Annotated in this window: 10 protein-coding genes; 4 read left to right on the top strand and 6 right to left on the bottom strand. The window is 64.6% G+C overall.

The features are described from left to right. Positions 1–182 precede the first annotated feature (182 nt). The 4 genes from ACPS74_RS14665 to ACPS74_RS14650 are packed head-to-tail and all read left to right on the top strand — an operon-like array spanning position 183 to position 9,216. Complete coding sequence (locus tag ACPS74_RS14665; RefSeq protein ID WP_029648741.1) at positions 183–1,727, top strand: efflux transporter outer membrane subunit; 1,545 nt, start codon at positions 183–185, stop codon at positions 1,725–1,727. Further along, positions 1,724–2,962: an efflux RND transporter periplasmic adaptor subunit gene (locus ACPS74_RS14660; protein ID WP_029648742.1), complete on the top strand. Its 1,239-nt coding sequence runs from the start codon at positions 1,724–1,726 to the stop codon at positions 2,960–2,962. Before ACPS74_RS14665 ends, ACPS74_RS14660 begins: the two co-directional genes overlap by 4 nt. A gap of 12 nt (positions 2,963–2,974) precedes the next feature. Continuing rightward, complete coding sequence (locus ACPS74_RS14655) at positions 2,975–6,112, top strand: efflux RND transporter permease subunit (protein ID WP_029648743.1); 3,138 nt, start codon at positions 2,975–2,977, stop codon at positions 6,110–6,112. Next, positions 6,109–9,216, top strand: a complete 3,108-nt coding sequence (locus tag ACPS74_RS14650; RefSeq protein WP_029648744.1) for an efflux RND transporter permease subunit — start codon at positions 6,109–6,111, stop codon at positions 9,214–9,216. The genes ACPS74_RS14655 and ACPS74_RS14650 overlap by 4 nt, the downstream gene beginning before the upstream one ends. A gap of 1 nt (position 9,217) precedes the next feature. On the opposite strand, the gene ACPS74_RS14645 is transcribed toward ACPS74_RS14650, so the two are convergent. The 6 genes from ACPS74_RS14645 to ACPS74_RS14620 form a co-directional block, all read right to left on the bottom strand. Further along, positions 9,218–9,505, bottom strand: a complete 288-nt coding sequence (locus ACPS74_RS14645) for a hypothetical protein (RefSeq protein WP_029648745.1) — start codon at positions 9,503–9,505, stop codon at positions 9,218–9,220. Between the two features lie 148 nt (positions 9,506–9,653). Next, positions 9,654–10,379 (bottom strand): 5,6-dimethylbenzimidazole synthase, encoded by a 726-nt coding sequence (gene bluB / locus ACPS74_RS14640; RefSeq protein WP_029648746.1) that lies wholly within the window; start codon positions 10,377–10,379, stop codon positions 9,654–9,656. Next, positions 10,369–11,397 carry a threonine-phosphate decarboxylase CobD gene (cobD, locus tag ACPS74_RS14635; protein WP_036241420.1) on the bottom strand — a complete coding sequence of 343 codons (1,029 nt, stop codon included), beginning with the start codon at positions 11,395–11,397 and terminating at the stop codon, positions 10,369–10,371. The genes bluB and cobD overlap by 11 nt, the downstream gene beginning before the upstream one ends. Continuing rightward, on the bottom strand, positions 11,394–12,851 hold the full coding sequence (locus ACPS74_RS14630) for a cobyric acid synthase (RefSeq protein ID WP_029648748.1): 1,458 nt from the start codon (positions 12,849–12,851) through the stop codon (positions 11,394–11,396). The genes cobD and ACPS74_RS14630 overlap by 4 nt, the downstream gene beginning before the upstream one ends. Continuing rightward, positions 12,848–13,642 carry a cobalt-precorrin-6A reductase gene (locus ACPS74_RS14625; protein ID WP_029648749.1) on the bottom strand — a complete coding sequence of 265 codons (795 nt, stop codon included), beginning with the start codon at positions 13,640–13,642 and terminating at the stop codon, positions 12,848–12,850. Before ACPS74_RS14625 ends, ACPS74_RS14630 begins: the two co-directional genes overlap by 4 nt. Before the next feature lie 193 nt (positions 13,643–13,835). Next, positions 13,836–17,351, bottom strand: a complete 3,516-nt coding sequence (locus ACPS74_RS14620) for an indolepyruvate ferredoxin oxidoreductase family protein (RefSeq protein WP_029648750.1) — start codon at positions 17,349–17,351, stop codon at positions 13,836–13,838. Positions 17,352–17,392: the final 41 nt, after the last annotated feature.

Below are 17,392 nucleotides of genomic sequence, written 5' to 3'. Positions count from 1 at the left end.
GACGGCCAGCGCGCGCCTCCCCGCCGCCGCTCCGAGGCCCGCAACTCGCTGCTCGTTAAGTCTTCGGACGAGCGAAAGCGAGCCGCAGAGACGAGCGAGAAGCCTTCCCGGCGCCTTCGCCGGCGCTTAAGGAAGGGGATGCTCGCGGCCGTTCCCGCGATCCTTCCGGAGACGCCTGCTACTTGACCGCGCCCGCTCTGTCTCGCTCTTTTCGACCAGCGCTGGCGGCCGCCGCGACGCTCGCGGCGGCGCTCGCCGGCTGTGATCTGGAGTGGGACAAGCCCGATCTCTCGGCCCCGCCGCCTGCGCAATTTCGGGAAGCGAAGCCGCAGCCACAGCCTCCCATCGCCGGCGGGCGGGATTTCGCCGCCAAATTTGGTTCGAAGGAACTGACCCAACTCGTGGAGCGCGCGCTCGACGACAACCAAGATATCGCAGCCGCAATCGCCCGCATCACCCAGGCCGACGCTCAAGCGCGGGTCTCGAGCGCTGCGCTGTTCCCGACCGTCAACATGACCGATATTGCGCGGTCGACGCGCGTTCCCGGCACGACGATCAACGTGGGCTCCTCAAGCACCGGCATCAATCCTTCGACGTCGAGCACGGGATCGCAGCAAGGCTTCGACGCGCGGACCTTCGGCTTCTTCCAGCTTGCTCTTACGGCGAGCTACGAGGTGGATTTTTGGGGCAAGAATGAGAACGCGTCAAAAGCCGCGCGCATCCTCGCCAATGTCTCGCGCTTCGATCGCAACGTTGTTGAAATCTCGACCGTCGCGGCCGTGCTGAACGCCTATTTCCAGGTGCTCACGGCGCAGGACCGTCTACGCATCGCCAATCAGAACGTCACGATCGCGCAAGGGGTCATGGACGCGATCAACGCGCGGCTTGAAGCCGGAACGGCGACCGTGCTCGACACCTCGCAGCAGGAAACGATACTGGCTCAACAGCGCGCGACGATCCCGCCGCTCGAACAGACCTTGCGACAGACGCGCAACAACCTTGCCGTATTGCTGGGACAGACCCCCGAAAGCATGACTGTAAAGGGCGGCTCTCTCGTAAAGCTCAAGTTTCCGCAGATTGCGCCAGGGCTGCCCTCCGAAGTGCTGCTGCGCCGCCCAGACGTCGCCGAAGCGGAAGCGCGCCTCGCATCCCAGGAATTTTCGGTGCTGCAGGCGCGGGCGGCCTTTTTTCCGTCCCTGACTCTGACGGGGCTGTACGGGTTCCAGAGTTCGATGCTGTCGACGCTCATTATGAGGCCGGACGCGATCGCCTGGCAGGTCGCCGGCTCGCTCACGCAGCCCGTGTTCGACGGCTGGAACCTGCAGGGCCAATATGATCTGCAGAAAGGCCGATATTCCGAATTAGCGGCGCTTTATCGCAAGCAGATTCTAACCGCTCTGTCGGATACTGAGAACGCGCTGATTGCAATACGCGAAACGGACCGCCAGATGAAGCTCCTGGGCGTCGCCGTCTCCGCGGCTCGACGCGCATTGGACGCCGTAGAGATGCGTCTGCGGGAAGGGACAATCGATATCGTGCAGCTGGCGCAGACGCAGACGACGTATTTCCAGACGGAGGATCAGCTCGCGATCGCGCGTCTCTCCCACTTCCAGGCGGCGACGAGCCTGTATCAGGCGCTCGGCGGCGGCTGGTCGCCGACGACTCGCGAAATCGAGATCACGCGCTCCAACGCCGCCTATGAGGCCGACAGAGGACCTTGGCCATGAGCCGCATCAGCCGAAGGGTGCTGCTTGCAGCCGGCGCGCTCGCGCTCGCTGGCGCCCTTGCGTGGGCGTATCAGACGGGCAGGCTTCCCGGCTTCGCGGCAAAGGACCAGGGCCCGGTCGCTGGACGTTCCGGCGGCGGGCGCAGCGAGGGGACCGTCACCGTCACCGCCACGAAGGCGCGTCTCGACGACGTGCCTGTGACCATTGACGCTGTCGGCACCGTGCAGGCGCTCAACACGGTGACGATTCGCACGCAGGTGGACGGGAGGCTGATGCGCCTCGCCTTCACGGAGGGACAGGACGTCCGCAAAGGCGACATTTTGGCCGAAATCGATCCGGCGCTGTATCAGGCGCAGTATGATCAGGCGGTGGCCAAAAGAGCGCAGGACGAAGCCAATCTCGCCAACGCTCGCGTCGATCTCGCGCGCTACGAAAGACTTCTCGTCGGCGCCTACGCCTCGAAGCAGCAACACGCCACTCAAAAGGCGTCCGTCGCCCAGCTTGAAGCGCTGGTGCGCGCCGACAAAGCGGCGATCGACAACGCCAAAACCACGCTGGACTATGCGACGATCCGTTCGCCGATCGACGGACGCGTCGGCATCCGCCTCGTCGACGTCGGCAATATTCTACACGCCTCCGACCAGACCGGCATTGTCGTCATCACGCAACTGAAGCCGATCTATGTTGTGTTCACATTGCCTCAGCAGGCGTTGCCGGCGGTGCAGAAGGCGCAGGGAAAGGCCAAGGTTTCGGCGCTTGGTCCGGACAACGCCACGCCCATCGAAATCGGCGAGCTGACCGTCATCGACAATCAGATCGATCAGCAGACGGGCACGGTGCGTTTGAAAGCGACCTTCGCCAATCCGAAGCTCGCGCTCTGGCCCGGCCAGTTCGTCAATGTGCGGCTGATGCTCGATACGATGAAGAACGTCCTCGTGGCGCCGAGCCAGGCTGTGCAGCGCGGGCCGAACGGCGCCTTCGTGTACGTCCTGGGGCCAGACAACGTCGCGACGATGCGCCCGGTGACGACAGGCCGACAAGATGAGACGATCGCCGTTGTCACTTCCGGGATCGCGCCCGGCGACATCTTGGTCACGAGCGGCTTCTCGCGGCTGTCGGATGGCGCCAAGGTGCGCGTCATGAGCGCGCCGGAAACCGCCAACGCCGAGAAAAGCGGTGGCGCTGAAGACGAGCGCGGCGCGCAAAGCGACGGCGCGCCTGCGCGTGCGAGGTGATCGAACAAAACAATGAACGTTTCGGCGCCCTTCATCCATCGGCCGGTGGCGACGTCGCTCTTGGCGTTCGCCGTGCTGCTGTTTGGCGTGATGGGCTATCTGCGGCTTCCCGTCTCGCCGTTGCCGCAGGTCGACTTTCCCACGATCCAGGTGACGACGCAGCTTCCGGGCGCCAACCCTGACACAATCGCCTCACTGGTGACAGCGTCGCTCGAACGGCAGTTCGGCCAGATTCCGTCGCTGACCAGCATGTCGTCGCAAAGCTCTTTCGGGCTTTCGCAGATCACGCTGCAATTCGACCTTGATCGCGACATCGACGCGGCCGCGCAAGACGTTCAGGCGGCGATCAACGCAGCCGCCTCGACGCTGCCCCGCAACCTTCCCTATCCGCCGGTCTACGCCAAGGTGAACCCCGCGGATACGCCGATCCTGACGCTGACGTTGCGTTCGAAGACCGCCACGCTGCGCGATTTGAGCGATCGGGCCGACACCTTGATCGCGCCGCAGCTCTCGCAGGTCACCGGCGTCGGGCGCGTGTCGGTGCAGGGCGGAGTCCGCCCCGCCGTGCGCATTCAGGCCGATCTTGGCCGCCTCGCCGCCAATCGCATCGGTATGGAGGATCTGCGCCTCGCCATCGCCGCGGCGAACATCGCCGGGGCCAAGGGTTCGCTCGACGGCAGGCGGCAATCCTACACGCTTGACGCCAACGACCAGATTATGCGCGCCAGCCAATACAATGACATCATCGTCGCGTGGCGCAATGGCGCGCCGGTGTCGCTTCGCGACGTTGCGCAGGTTGTCGACGGGCTCGAGAACTCCCGGGTCGGCGGCTGGCATAATGGCGAGCAGACGGTCGTTCTCGACGTGCTGCGACAGCCCGGCGCCAATATCATCAATACCGTAGAGTTGGTGAAGAAGGAGCTGCCGCAAATTCAGCGTGCGCTTCCCGCCGGCATGTCTCTTGAGATCGTCAATGACCGGACCGTGACGATCCGGGCCTCGATTTTCGAGGTGCAACTAACGCTCGTCATCGCCGCGGCGCTCGTCGTGCTCGTGGTGTTGATGTTTCTGCGCAGCTGGCGGGCGACGATCATCGCCGGCGTCAGCCTGCCGCTCTCGATCATCGCCACCTTCTCGATCATGTGGGCCGCGGGCTTCTCGCTCGACAATCTGTCGCTGATGGCGCTGACCATCGGCACCGGCTTCATCGTCGACGACGCGATCGTGATGATCGAGAACATCGTGCGCAATATCGAGGAAGGCAAAGCGCCGCGTCAGGCCGCGCTCGACGGCGCGCGCCAAATCAGCTTCACGGTCGTATCGCTCACCGTCTCGCTTATCGCCGTCTTTATACCGCTGCTGTTCATGACCGGCATTGTCGGGCGGATGTTCAGCGAATTCGCGCTGACATTGACGATCGCCGTCGTCGTCTCGGCGGTGATCTCGCTGACCCTGACGCCGATGCTCTGCGCGGTCCTGCTGCGTTTTGCTCCGCCGCGGGGCCCCTCACGCTTGGAGACGCTTTCGCTTGCGCTCGACCGCGGTTATTACGTGTCGCTCGACTGGGCGCTCAAGCGCGAAAAACTCATGCTCGCGATCACTGTCGCGACTCTCGCGCTCACCGTCGCGCTCTATGTGGTGATTCCCAAAGGCTTCCTGCCGCGGCAGGACACCGGCGTGCTGTCGGTGGTTCTAGAGGCCTCGGCGGACGCGTCCTTCGACAAAATGACGGCGCTGCAGGCGAAGATCGCCGAGGAGTTTCGCCGTGACCCGGACGTCAGGGCGGTGACGTCTGTGCTCGGCGTCGGGCCGCTCAATGCGACGACCAATGTGGCGCGGCTCACCGTGATGCTGCGCCCGCATAGCGAGCGCCACGAGAATGCTGAAAAGATTGCGGACCGGCTGAAGGCCGCGGGGCAAAAACTCCCTGGCGTCGCGCTATACGTCCAGCCGGTGCAAGACATCCAGATCACGACGCGGCCGAGCCGCTCGCAGTATCAGTATACGCTCACCTCCCCAGACCGCGAGGAATTGCTGACCTGGTCGAATCGATTGCTCGACAGCCTGCGTGAGACCCCAGGGTTACGCAATGTCGCCGCCGAAACGCAGGACGGCGGCCTGCGCACGCTTATGCGCATCGACCGAGAGAAGATGGGGCGGCTCGGCATCACCGCGCAGATGGTCGATGACGTGCTCAACGACGCCTTCGGACAGCGGCAGATCTCGACAATCTACACGCAATCGAACCAGTATCGCGTCATTCTCGAAGCCGCCGCGCAATATCAGCGCGACCCGTCGGCTTTGGAAAAGCTCTATGTCGCGCCGCTTGGCGGCGGACCGCAGACGCCGCTTGCGAGCTTCGTGAGGCTGGAAAACCTCTCGGCGCCGCTGACCGTCGCGCATGAGGACCAATTTCCGGCGTCGACGATCAGCTTCGATCTTGCGGATGGCTATGCGCTTGGCGATGCGGTGAAAATGATCGCCAAAGCGGAGGCCGCGATCGGCATGCCGTCGTCGATCCTTGGCGTATTCAGCGCCGACGCCGCCGAATTCAACAAGTCTCTGGCGAGCGAGCCCTGGCTCATACTTGCGGCGGTCGTGTCGATCTATGTCGTGCTCGGCGTTCTTTACGAGAGCTTCGCCCATCCTTTCACCGTTTTGACGACTCTGCCCTCGGCGGGCGTCGGCGCATTGCTCGCGCTTCTCTTATTTCGAATTGAGATGTCCATCGTCGCGCTGATCGGCGTCGTTCTGCTGATGGGCATCGTCAAGAAGAATGCGATCATGATGATCGACTTCGCGCTGGACGCCGAGCGCGACGACGGACTCTCGGCGCGCGACGCGATCGTGCGCGCCTGCCATCTGCGCTTCCGTCCCATCATGATGACGACGCTTGCCGCGCTCTTTGGCGCGCTGCCGCTCGCGCTCTCGCATGGGCCGGGCAGCGAGCTGCGCATTCCGCTGGGCGTCGCGATCATCGGCGGCCTGCTGCTCTCGCAGGCGCTGACGCTTTACACGACGCCGGTCATCTATCTCGCCGTCGAGCGGCTGCGCGTGCGGCTCTCGCCGCCGGGCGAGCCGCCGACCGCCGAGGAATTCGAGCCGGTCGGCGAACTGCCGAAGCCGCCGGCCCGGGAGGCTGCCGAGTGAATGTCTCCGCGCCCTTCATCAGGCGGCCAGTCGCGACGACGCTGCTTGCCAGCGCGCTCTTCCTCGTCGGCGCCGTCGCTTATTTTTTCCTGCCGGTGGCGAGCCTGCCAGCAGTGGATTTTCCGATTATCGGCATTTCCGCGTCGCGGCCCGGCGCCGATCCGCAGACCATGGCGGCGTCCGTCGCGGCGCCGCTCGAACGGCGTCTGTCCAGCATCGCCGGCCTCAATGAGCTGACATCGGCGAATTCGCTTGGCTCGACGCAGATCATCGCGCAATTCGACATCTCACGGCCGCTGGACGCGGCAGCGCGCGACGTTCAGGCGGCTATCAACGCCTCCATCACCGACCTGCCGTCGGATCTGCCGATGGCGCCCGTCTATCGAAAGGCGAGCCAGTCGAGCATGCCCGTGCTCGTGCTGGCGATGACCTCTGACACATTGCCGACGAGCGCGATTTTCGATGCGGCCGATTCCGTGATCGCGCAGCGGATTTCGCAGATCCCAGGCGTCGCCGAGGCGCGCCTCGCGGGCGCCGAGCAGCCGGCGATCCGCGTCCAGGTCGATAGCGCGCGTCTCGCCGCGATGGGGCTTGGCGTCGACGCCGTCGCCAACGCGCTCAACGCCGCCAACGCCCATTCCGCCGTAGGGGCGCTCGGCGGCGATACGCGGGAGATCACGCTCGCGACGACCGATCAGCTGTCGACGCCCGAAGACTATCGCAACATCGTCATCGCAGCGCGCGGCGGCGCGGTGGTCAAGCTCGGCGACGTCGCCACGGTCGAGCTCGGCGTCAAAAACCGCAACGCCGCCGGCTGGTTCAACGGCAAGCCGGCCGTTCTGCTTATTGTCACCAAGCAGCCAAACGCCAATGTGATCGAAACGGTCGATCAGATCAAAGCGATGATGCCGCAATTTCAGGAGTGGATTCCGAGCGGCGTCAAGATCGATGTGCTTGCCGACCGCACCCAGACCATCCGCGCCAGCATTCACGACATTCAGCGGACGCTGGCGATCTCCGTCTTTCTGGTGATGATGGTCGTCTATGTGTTTTTGCGCCGCGCGACGCCCGTCATCGCCGCCGGCATCACCGTGCCTCTCTCCCTGGTCGGCACCTGCGCCGCGATGTGGGTCGCGGGCTTCTCGATCGACAATCTGTCGCTGATGGCGCTGACGATCTCGGTCGGCTTCGTCGTCGACGACGCCATTGTCATGATCGAAAATATTCAAAGCAACGCGGAGCGCGGTCTCAGCCGCATCGAAGCGGCGCTGGTCGGCTCCAAGCAGATCGGCTTCACCGTCGTTTCAATCAGCCTGTCGCTCGTCGCCGTCTTCATTCCGCTTCTTTTCATGGAAGGCGTGATGGGCCGGCTGCTGCGCGAGTTTTCCTGGACGCTGACCTTCGCCATTGCGATCTCGACGGTCATCTCCCTGACCGTGACGCCGATGGTCTGCGCGCGCCTGCCGGCGCCTCGGGAAAGAGCGCCTTCGCGCTTCGACCGGCTCATCGAAGGCAGTCTCGATCGAATCGTCGATCTCTACGCGCGCAGCCTGCGGCCGGTGATCGATCATCCCTGGGCCACCCTTATTGTCGTGGTCGTCTCGATCGGCTGGACGGTGCGTCTCTACCAGACGATCCCCAAGGGCAGCCTGCCGCAAGACGACATTGGTCTGATCAATGGAACGACCGAGGCGGCGGGCGACGTGTCTTTCACGGAGATGGCGCGTTTGCAGCGGCTCGCCTCCGACGTGCTGGTCGCCGATCCCGACGTCGCCAATGTCGGCTCATTCATCGGCGCCAGCAACCTGACCGCCTCGACGAATCAAGGCCGGCTATTCGTCGCCTTGAAGCCGGCAGACGAACGGAGCGCATCGAGCAAGGATGTGATCGCGCGCCTGCGCGGCGAATTCGCGAAAATTCCGGGCCTCAGCGTGTTCATGGTGCCGTCTCAGGATCTGCGAACGGGCGGACGGCTGAGCAAGTCGCAATATCAGTTCACCCTGTCGAGTCCATCAATCGAAATTCTCGAGATCTGGCGTGACAAAATGCTGGAGCGCCTGAAGAAGGCGCCCGAACTCGTCGACGTCGCCTCCGACCAGGAGCGGGGCGGGCTGCGCGCCAAGGTCGTCATTGATCGCAGCGCCGCCTCCCGAATGAATGTGCAGATCGCCGCAATCGACGCCGCGCTGAACAGCGCTTTCGGCCAGAGACAGGATGCGATCGTCTATACCCAGCGCAACCAATATCGCGTGATCTATGAGACGCCGCTCGAACGTCAGCGGGACATTCGCGACCTCGCCGGCGTTTATGTCTCCTCAACAACCGGCGAGCAAATTCCGCTGACAGCGCTCGCCCATATCGAGCGCAGCTCAATGCCGCTCGTCGTCAACCATCAGGGCGTCGTGCCGGCGACGACAATCTCTTACAATGTCGCGCCAGGCTACAGTCTTGACGCCACCGTCGCGGCGATCGAACTGGCGATCGCCGAGCTCAATCCGCCGGGCGGCCTGCGCGCCGAATTCGCCGGCGACGTCGCGGATTTCCGCAAGGTGGCGGCGGGAATGGCGGTGCTGATCCTCGCCGCGCTGCTTTCGGTGTACATTATTCTTGGCATTCTTTACGAAAGCCTCATCCATCCGATCACGATCATCTCGACGCTGCCCTCGGCAGGCCTGGGCGCGCTGCTGTCGCTCGAACTATTCAATGTCGAATTCACCATTATCGCCTTCATCGGCATTTTGTTGCTGATCGGCATCGTCAAGAAGAACGGCATCATGCTCGTCGACTTTGCCTTGCAAGCGGAGCGCGACGGCGGCATGTCCGTGCATGACGCGGCGCTCGCGGCGGCGCGCGAACGCTTCCGTCCCATTCTGATGACGACGCTTGCCGCGATTTTCGGCGCGCTGCCGCTCGCCTTCGCAACCGGGATCGGCGCCGAACTCCGGCGTCCGCTCGGCATCACCATCGTCGGCGGATTGCTGCTCAGCCAGGCGCTGACGCTCTACACGACGCCGGTGATCTATCTGTTGATGAGCAAGCTTCGGCGCAAACCCGCCGCGCCCGCGCAAGCGCGGGTCACGCCGTTAAAGGTCAGCGGAGCTTAGGTCAGTGCGCTGGCGGTTGTGGCGCCGCGAAGAAGAAGCGCAGCACCTGGGCCGCGCCGCAATCCTCAATCGGGACGTGCCAGAACTTGGAATCGAGATCGGGAAACCTCTCCATCGGCAGCTGGATCTGCGTGAGCCGCGCGTGATTGTCGAAGCCTCGGAGCATGGCGCGTTCGAGCAATTTTAGCAGCTGCTCTTCGCAGTCTGGCACTTCCGTGACGGTGAGAATGGTGTTGTTGGCGAGGGGGAAGTCTTTATCGAACAGCTGTTCCAAATTAACCGGCGCCATGTTCGCGTCTCCGACGCCCCCGAGATGGAGCTTCGACAATTCAGGAATTCCTAACGCCTCAACCCTTAACATCACGCCAAAAGATGAGTGACGCTAACAGGTTGTCTGTAGGAGTCCACAGGAAAGCCGCGCTCAGCCTTTCAGTTATTTAAGGCGGGTTTGTGGAAGCGACCAGTTCTCCCCAGCTGTCCTCGAAGATCAGATTCTCCAAAGGCAGCCGCGCAGCCCAGCGTTTCGCTTCCAGCTCCGGCAGTTTATAGGCCTGCGCGACATAGCCGACGCAGAGATAGGCCACGATGGCTATCTCTTTGGGAATTCTAAAGATCTCGCGCAGATCTGCATCCCTGACGATACTCACCCAGCCGACGCCGACGCCTTCGGCGCGCGCCGCAAGCCAAAGATTTTGAACAGCGCAGGCGGTGCTCAGAATATCGGTGTCGGGCTGCTGCGTGCGGCCAAGCCCGGTTGCGCCAAACCGCGCGCGATCGCAGGTGACGCAGATATTGAGCGGCGCTTTCACGATGCCCTGCAGCTTGAGGCTGCGATAGAGCGAGCGACGCTCCGGCTCCAGCGCCAGTTCCTCGGCTTCGCAGGCGCGTTGAAAGGCCGCATAGGCGGCGCGCCGTTTCTCGGCGTCCCGGATGACGATGAAGTTCCATGGCTGCATGAAGCCGACGGAGGGCGCATGATGCGCTGCGTCTAGGATGCGCAGCAGAACGTCGCGCGGCACGTCATCAGGCAGGAACTCGTCACGCACGTCGCGGCGCGCGTGGATGACGCGGTAGATCGCCGCGCGCTCGGCCTCGCTGAAGGCCGCGGCGGGCGCCAGATCCGCTGGCTTCTCGTCCGGCTTGTTCGGGGCCTCAATCGCCATTGACGCTCTCCAGCGCCGCGGCGAGCCGCGCCCAGGCGGGCTCGTTCGGCGGCAGACCGAACCGCAGCCAGTCTGACTTCCCGGCGAAGGCTCGGGTCAATATGCCGCGCGCGGCGAGATGCGTGAAACAGCGAGAGGCCTGCGGATGCGCCGCCAGCCGAAACAGCGTCGTTCCGCCCATGATGTGAAAACCGGCCTGCGTCAAAAGCGCGTCGAGGCGCGCAGCGTCGCCCGCGCAGGCTCGCGCGGCGTTCGCCCGCCATACGTCATCCGCAAGCGCACGGGCGCCGATGGCGAGCGCCGGACCGGAGACGGCCCAGGGTCCGAGCGCCGCGCGCAGCTTCGCCCCGCGCCAACGCGAACAGAGCGCGAAGCCGAGCCGCAATCCGGGAAGCCCGTAAGCCTTGCCGAAGGAGCGCAGCACAACGAGGCTCTCATTCTGCGCGAAACGCGCGACGCTCCCTTCCGGCGTGAAATCCATGAAGGATTCATCGACGATCAGCAGACGGCCGCGCTGCGACATCTGCGTGGCGGTGGACAGAAGGTCCTGCGGCTCGACCACGCGTCCGTCCGGATTATTGGGATTGACGATCACGCCAACGTCGGCGCCCGCAAGCGCGTCTAATGTTTCCACCGTCTCGACCTGCGCGCCCATTGCCCCCCAACAGGCGGCGTGCTCGGCGTAAGTGAAGCCGAGGATCGCGACGCGTCTGGCCGGGAAAACGCGCGGCAGCATCTGAATGAAGGCTTGCGCGCCGCCGCCTGGAACGACGTCGGCTCCTGCGGGCGCGCCATAGGCCTTGCGCGCGGCGCTGTCGAGCGCGGCGAAAGCGTCGTCGTCGGGTAGCCGCGTGAAAACCTCATCGGCGAGCGGCGGCAGCGGATAGGCGCGCGGATTGACGCCCGTGGAGAGGTCGATCCAGGGCCGCGGCGCGTCGGGATAGAGTCGGCCCGCGGCGTCTAGTCGCCCGCCATGCGCCACGACCGGCGACGCCCCGATTGCCGAATGCGCCGTCACCGCGCCATCTCCCACAGCGCGTCGAGATCGATATGGCGCCCGCAATGCGCCGCAAGCGCGTCGAGCGTTTCTTCGATCGATTCTTCGTATCGAAGCGACGATTGCGGCGCGTCAAGCATGCGCAGCAGCGACGCGCGCAAGGAATCATCCGCGAAGATTCCATGCGCATAGGCGCCCGCCACACGCCCATCGCGCGAGATCGCGCCGTCCGCGCGCCCATCCGCCAGTTGCAGCGCCGGCCGCGCGCAGTCGGGACCGGCAGTTGCGCCAACATGCATTTCGTAGCCGCAGAACGGCGCGTCGAAAATCGGCGCGTGGCCGCTGACCGGGCTCAGTGTTTTCTCACCCGTCAGCGTCGTTTCAACATCGAGGAGACCCAAGCCCTGCGCTTCGCCGGCGGCGCCTTCGACGCCGAGCGGATCGCGGATCACGCGGCCCAGCATCTGATAGCCGCCACAAATGCCGAAAACACGCCCGCCGCGTCGCACATGCGCGAGAATGTCGATGTCCCAGCCGTTGGCGCGCAGCGCCGCGAGATCGGCGATCGTCGCTTTCGATCCCGGCAGGATGACGAGTTGCGTTTCCGGCGGCAGCGGCTCTCCATCCTTGAGGAAGACCAGGCGCACGCCGGGCTCGGCTTTCAACGGATCGAGGTCGTCGAAATTAGCGATATGCGGCAGCAGCGGCGCGGCGATCCTCACGCCGTCGCGCGGATCGCGGCTGCTCGTACGCAGTCCGAAGGCGTCCTCTGCTGGAAGCCGCGCCGCGGCCTCAAAAAAAGGCACAAGGCCGAGCGAACGCCAGCCGGTCCGCGTTTCGACAAAGCGCAGGCCATCGTCGAACAGCGAGGCGTCGCCGCGAAACTTGTTGACGATGAACCCTTCGATCATCGCCGCGTCGTCATCGCCGAGCGCCGCCTTGCAGCCGACGAGTTGGGCGATGACGCCGCCGCGGTCGATGTCGCCGACCAGCACGACCGGAAGGTCGGCTTCTCGAGCAAAGCCCATATTGGCGATGTCGTTCTGGCGAAGATTGATTTCGGCGGCGCTGCCGGCGCCTTCGACGATGACAAGCTCGGCTTCAGCTTTCAGCCGCGCATAGCTTTCGAGCACGGGCTGCATCAGGCGCGGCTTCAAATCCTGATAGTCGCGCGCCTTCGCCTGGCCGACGACGCGTCCCTGCACGATGATTTGCGCGCCCGAGGCGCCTTGCGGTTTGAGCAGCACGGGATTCATGTCGATGCGAGGCGTAAGCCGCGCGGCGCGCGCCTGCAAGGCCTGGGCGCGGCCGATCTCGCCGCCGTCGACCGTCACCGCGGCGTTGTTCGACATGTTTTGCGGTTTGAAAGGCGCGACCCTGACGCCGCGATTGGCGAAAGCGCGGGCGAGCCCGGCGACGAGCAGCGACTTGCCGACGTCGGAGCCCGTGCCCTGGAGCATCAGCGTGCGGCTCATGACGCGAGGAAAGCCATCGCCGCGTCGATGCTATGCGTCGTCGCGGCGTCCGCGCTTGCCGGACGCGCGATCATGACAACGTCAAGCCCGAGCGTCCGCGCCGCTTCGATCTTGGCGTAGGCGAGCGCGCCGCCGCTGTTCTTGGTGACGACGATCTCGATGCGGTTGTCGCGCATCAGCGCGATCTCATCCGCGAGCGCAAAGGGACCGCGGCCGAAGATCACCTCGCAGGAGCGCGGCAGGTCATCGGAGTCGGGCGGTTCGATCACCCGCAGGAGGTAGTCGTGCTGCGGCGCGGCGCGAAAATCGGCGACGCCTTGCCGGCCGATCGCAAGAAAGACTCGGCGTGGCGCGGCGCCGAGCGCGCTTACCGCTGCGGCGTTGTCGTCGACGTTGATCCAGCGATCGCCCTGCGCAGAGACCCATGGCGGGCGCGTCAGGACGAGCAGCGGCAGTTTGGCGACGGCGCAGGCGGCGCGTGCGTTGGCGGAGATGCGCGCGGCGAAGGGATGCGTCGCGTCGATGACATGCGAAATGCGCTCTTCGATGAGATAGCGCGTCAATCCTTCGACGCCGCCAAACCCGCCCACGCGAGTCGGCAGATCATGCGCGAGCGGCGCGCTGGTGCGGCCGGCGAGCGAGATGACGCCTGCAAGACGCGGGTCGGCGGCGATGCGCGTCGCAAGCGCGCGCGCTTCGCTCGAGCCGCCGAGCACGAGCGCGCGGCGATGCTCGGTCGAAGCGGACGAAGGAAAGCGCGTCGACTCCGCACTCTTGGCGCCGTTTTCCATCAATCCATTCACGCGCGTCACACAACCCAATCGAAGTTTTCACGAATGTCATTCCCGGCGCACGCAGCGCGATCGGGAATCCAGACTCTTATCTCGATACTGGATTCCCGATCAGGCCTTTGGCCCGTCGGGAATGACAGCCCGGAAGCTCCGGCTACTGAGCTTTATATCGCCGCATCGTTCGGAGCGGGGCTCACTCGGCGGCGAGTTTCACCGCGCTTGGCTGGCGATATTCGGCCATGAGCCGCTCGCGCTCGGCGTCCGCCGCCGCGATGTGACGCGCCTTGACGTGGCCAAACCCGCGGATGTATTCGGGCACGCGCGCCAGCGCCACGGCGCTAGCATGGTTTTCCCGCGTCAGCGAAGCGGCAAATTCCTCGAGCAGCGCTTCGTAGTCCTTCAGCAACCTGCCCTCGACCACGCGATCGTGGTCGAAACGGAAGACGTCGAACCAGGTGTTGCGCAAGCTCTTCATCCGCGCCAACAGGCGCAGCACCTTGAACATCCAGGGACCGAAGGTGATCTTGCGCGAGCCGCCGAAGTCGGTCTTGCGCTGAAGGGACGGGAAGTTGGGCGCAAGATGCAGTTCGAGGCGAAGATCGCCCTCGAAAGTTTCCTTAAGCTGACGTTGGAAGGCGCCGTCCGTGTACAGCCGTCCGACTTCATAATAGTCTTTCGCCGCCATCAACTTGAAGAGATAGCGGGCGACCGCCTCGGTGAGTTCGCGCGAGCCTGGCGCGCGCGCAGCTTCGAGCCTCGCGATCTTTTCGACGCGCGCGCGATAGCGGGCGGCGTAGGCTTCGTTCTGGTAACCGACGAGAAAAGCCGCGCGACGTTCGATGATGTCGTCGAGCGTCTTCGCTTTCTCGCGATCGCCATTGGGCTGGCGCAGCGACTTAACGGTGGCGAGCACGCTGCTCAGATCATGCGCGGCGCGCCGACCCCACAAAAAGGCCGATTGATTCATCGGCACGGATTCGCCGTTCAGTTCGATGGCGCGCAGGATCGCCGCCTCCGACAGCGGGAGATAGCCCTTCTGCCACGCGTAGCCGAGGATGAAAATATTCGCGGCGATCGAGTCGCCGAGCAGCGCCTGCGCGAGCGCCGTGGTGTCGATGAAGCTCGATTCCGGCCCGCCCGCGCGGCGGATCGCCTGCTTGATCTCTTCCGACGGCAGCACGAAGTCGGGATTGCGCTCGATATCGCCGGGGAACACTTCGGCGCTGTTGACGAGCACCGCCGTCTTGCCCTGCTCGACGGCGGCGAGCACCTGTTTCGCGCCGGCGACGACGAGGTCGCAGCCGAGCAGAAGATCGGCTTCGCCCGCAGCGATGCGGATGGCGTGAACGTCCGCCGGCGTGCGGCCGATTTTCACGTGGCAATAGACCGCCCCGCCCTTCTGCGCGAGGCCGGCCATATCGATGACTCCAACGCCTTTGCCCTCGAGATGCGCGGCCATGCCGAGAATGGCGGAAACGGTGACGACGCCCGTGCCGCCAAGACCGGCGATGAGAACGCCGTAAGGCACGGCGCCGATCTCGGCGATCGCAGGCTCCGGCAACGCCGGCAGTCCGCCGTCGTCCTGCGTCGAGGGCAGCGGCGCCTTCTTCATGCGCCCGCCATGTACGGTGACGAAGCTCGGGCAGAACCCCTCGAGACAGGAAAAGTCCTTGTTGCAGGCGGACTGGTCGATGCGCCGCTTGCGGCCGAATTCAGTTTCAACCGGCTGCACCGCGACGCAGTTCGACGCCGTGCCGCAGTCGCCGCAGCCCTCGCACACGAGTTCGTTGATGATGACGCGCGAATCCGGATCATTCATCAGCCCGCGCTTGCGCAGGCGACGCTTTTCGGTCGCGCAGGTCTGATCATAGATGAGGACGGTGACGCCGTCCGTTTGCGCCAGATCGCGCTGCACCTCGTTGAGGACATTGCGATGATGGATCGTCAGGCCCGGCGGCCAGCCGATCGTCGGCGCATATTTGCCAGGCTCATCGGAGACAAGGGCGATCTTCTGCACGCCTTCGGCCGAGACCTGCCGCGCGATCGTCTCGACGGTCAGCTCGCCTTCATGCTTCTGGCCGCCGGTCATCGCGACGACGCCGTTGAAGAGAATCTTGAAGGTGATGTTGGTGTTGGTCGCGACGGCAAAGCGGATGGCGAGCGATCCCGAATGATTATAGGTGCCGTCGCCGAGATTTTGGAACATATGCTTGCGCGTCGAGAACGGCGCCTCGCCGATCCAGTTCGCGCCTTCGCCGCCCATATGGGTGTAACCCTCCGTCGAGCGGTCCATCCATTGCGCCATGTAATGGCAGCCAATGCCGGTGTAGGCGCGCGAGCCCTCAGGCACATGGGTCGACGTCGAATGCGGGCAGCCGGCGCAAAAATGCGGCACGCGAACGGTGACGTCGGTCATCGTCCGGCGGCGATCCTGCAGCTTTTCGAGCCGGCGCACGCGCGCCTCCAGCTCTTCGAGCGAATGATATTTCAACAGCCGTCGGCCGATAGCGATGGCGACGTCGTTGGAGTCGAGAGCGCCCTTGACCGGGAACAGCCATTCGCCGCGCTCGTCCTTCTTGCCGATGCAGAGCGGCTGATGCGGCGCGCCGTACAGTTCCTCGCGCAGCTGCACTTCAATGAGCGAGCGCTTCTCCTCGACGACGATGATGAGGTCGAGGCCGCGGGCGAATTCACGCAGACCCTGCGGCTCCAGCGGCCAGGGCGCGGCGATCTTGTATAGGCGCAGACCGAGATCGTTCGCCTTCACCTCGTCGAGGCCGAGATCGTCCATCGCCTGGCGCACGTCGAGATAAGACTTGCCGACGGTGATGACGCCGATTTTCGGATTGGCGCCGCCGGAGGTAATGATGCGGTTCAATCGATTGGCGCGGATGAAGGCGAGCATTGCGTCGCGCTTGCTCTCCTGCATGCGCGCTTCCTGCGAAAGGACCGGATCGCCAGGACGGATGTTGAGGCCGCCCGGCGGCATGAAGAAAGAGGGCGGGACGATCGGCCGGATGCGGTCGAGCGAACCGTCGATCGACGCCGTCGACTCGACCGTATCCTTGAGGAGCTTGAGGCCGACCCACACGCCCGCGAAGCGCGACAGGGCAAAGCCGTAAAGCCCGTAATCGAGAATTTCCTGCACGCCGGCCGGCGACAGGATCGGGATCATCACATCGACGAAATGATAATCCGACTGATGCGCGGTGGTTGAGGATTCGGCGGTGTGATCGTCGCCCATGAGGGCCAGCGCGCCGCCGTAGCGCGACGTGCCGGCGAGATTGACGTGGCGGAAGGCGTCGCCGCTGCGGTCGATGCCTGGACCTTTGCCGTACCAGAGCGAGAAGACGCCGTCATATCTGCCTTCGCCGCGCATCTCGGCCTGCTGCGCGCCCCAGATGGCGGTCGCGGCGAGATCCTCGTTGAGCCCGGGCATGTACAAGATATTGTTGGCGTCGAAGAGCGCCTTGGCCTTGTGCATCTGCGCGTCGACGCCCCCGAGCGGCGAGCCGCGGTAGCCGGTGACGAAGCCCGCAGTGTTCAATCCAGCGCGGCGGTCCGCCTCCTTCTGCATCAGGAGCATGCGCACGATCGCTTGGGTGCCGGTGATCAGAACGCGCGACCTGTCGAGATCAAATCGATCGGAGAGCGACGCCTCGGCAAAGGCGGAGCCGGTCTTTGCGTCGCCGGCGGCGATGTCCGCCATTACTGCTCTCCTGCGAGAAATCGGGGCGAAGCGCGCTTGGG

The organism is Methylocystis sp. SB2 (assembly GCF_049817085.1).
Lineage (GTDB): Bacteria > Pseudomonadota > Alphaproteobacteria > Rhizobiales > Beijerinckiaceae > Methylocystis > Methylocystis rosea.
Note: the sequence above shows the minus strand (reverse complement) of the source record. Positions and strands in the feature narration are given on the sequence as shown.

Coding starts and splice junctions, on each gene's coding strand:
- ACPS74_RS14660 (WP_029648742.1), top strand. CDS start 1,724: ATGAGCCGCATCAGCCGAAGGGTGCTGCTTGCAGCCGGCGCGCTCGCG.
- ACPS74_RS14655 (WP_029648743.1), top strand. CDS start 2,975: ATGAACGTTTCGGCGCCCTTCATCCATCGGCCGGTGGCGACGTCGCTC.
- ACPS74_RS14645 (WP_029648745.1), bottom strand. CDS start 9,505: ATGGCGCCGGTTAATTTGGAACAGCTGTTCGATAAAGACTTCCCCCTC.
- bluB (WP_029648746.1), bottom strand. CDS start 10,379: ATGGCGATTGAGGCCCCGAACAAGCCGGACGAGAAGCCAGCGGATCTG.
- ACPS74_RS14630 (WP_029648748.1), bottom strand. CDS start 12,851: ATGAGCCGCACGCTGATGCTCCAGGGCACGGGCTCCGACGTCGGCAAG.
- ACPS74_RS14625 (WP_029648749.1), bottom strand. CDS start 13,642: ATGGAAAACGGCGCCAAGAGTGCGGAGTCGACGCGCTTTCCTTCGTCC.
- ACPS74_RS14620 (WP_029648750.1), bottom strand. CDS start 17,351: ATGGCGGACATCGCCGCCGGCGACGCAAAGACCGGCTCCGCCTTTGCC.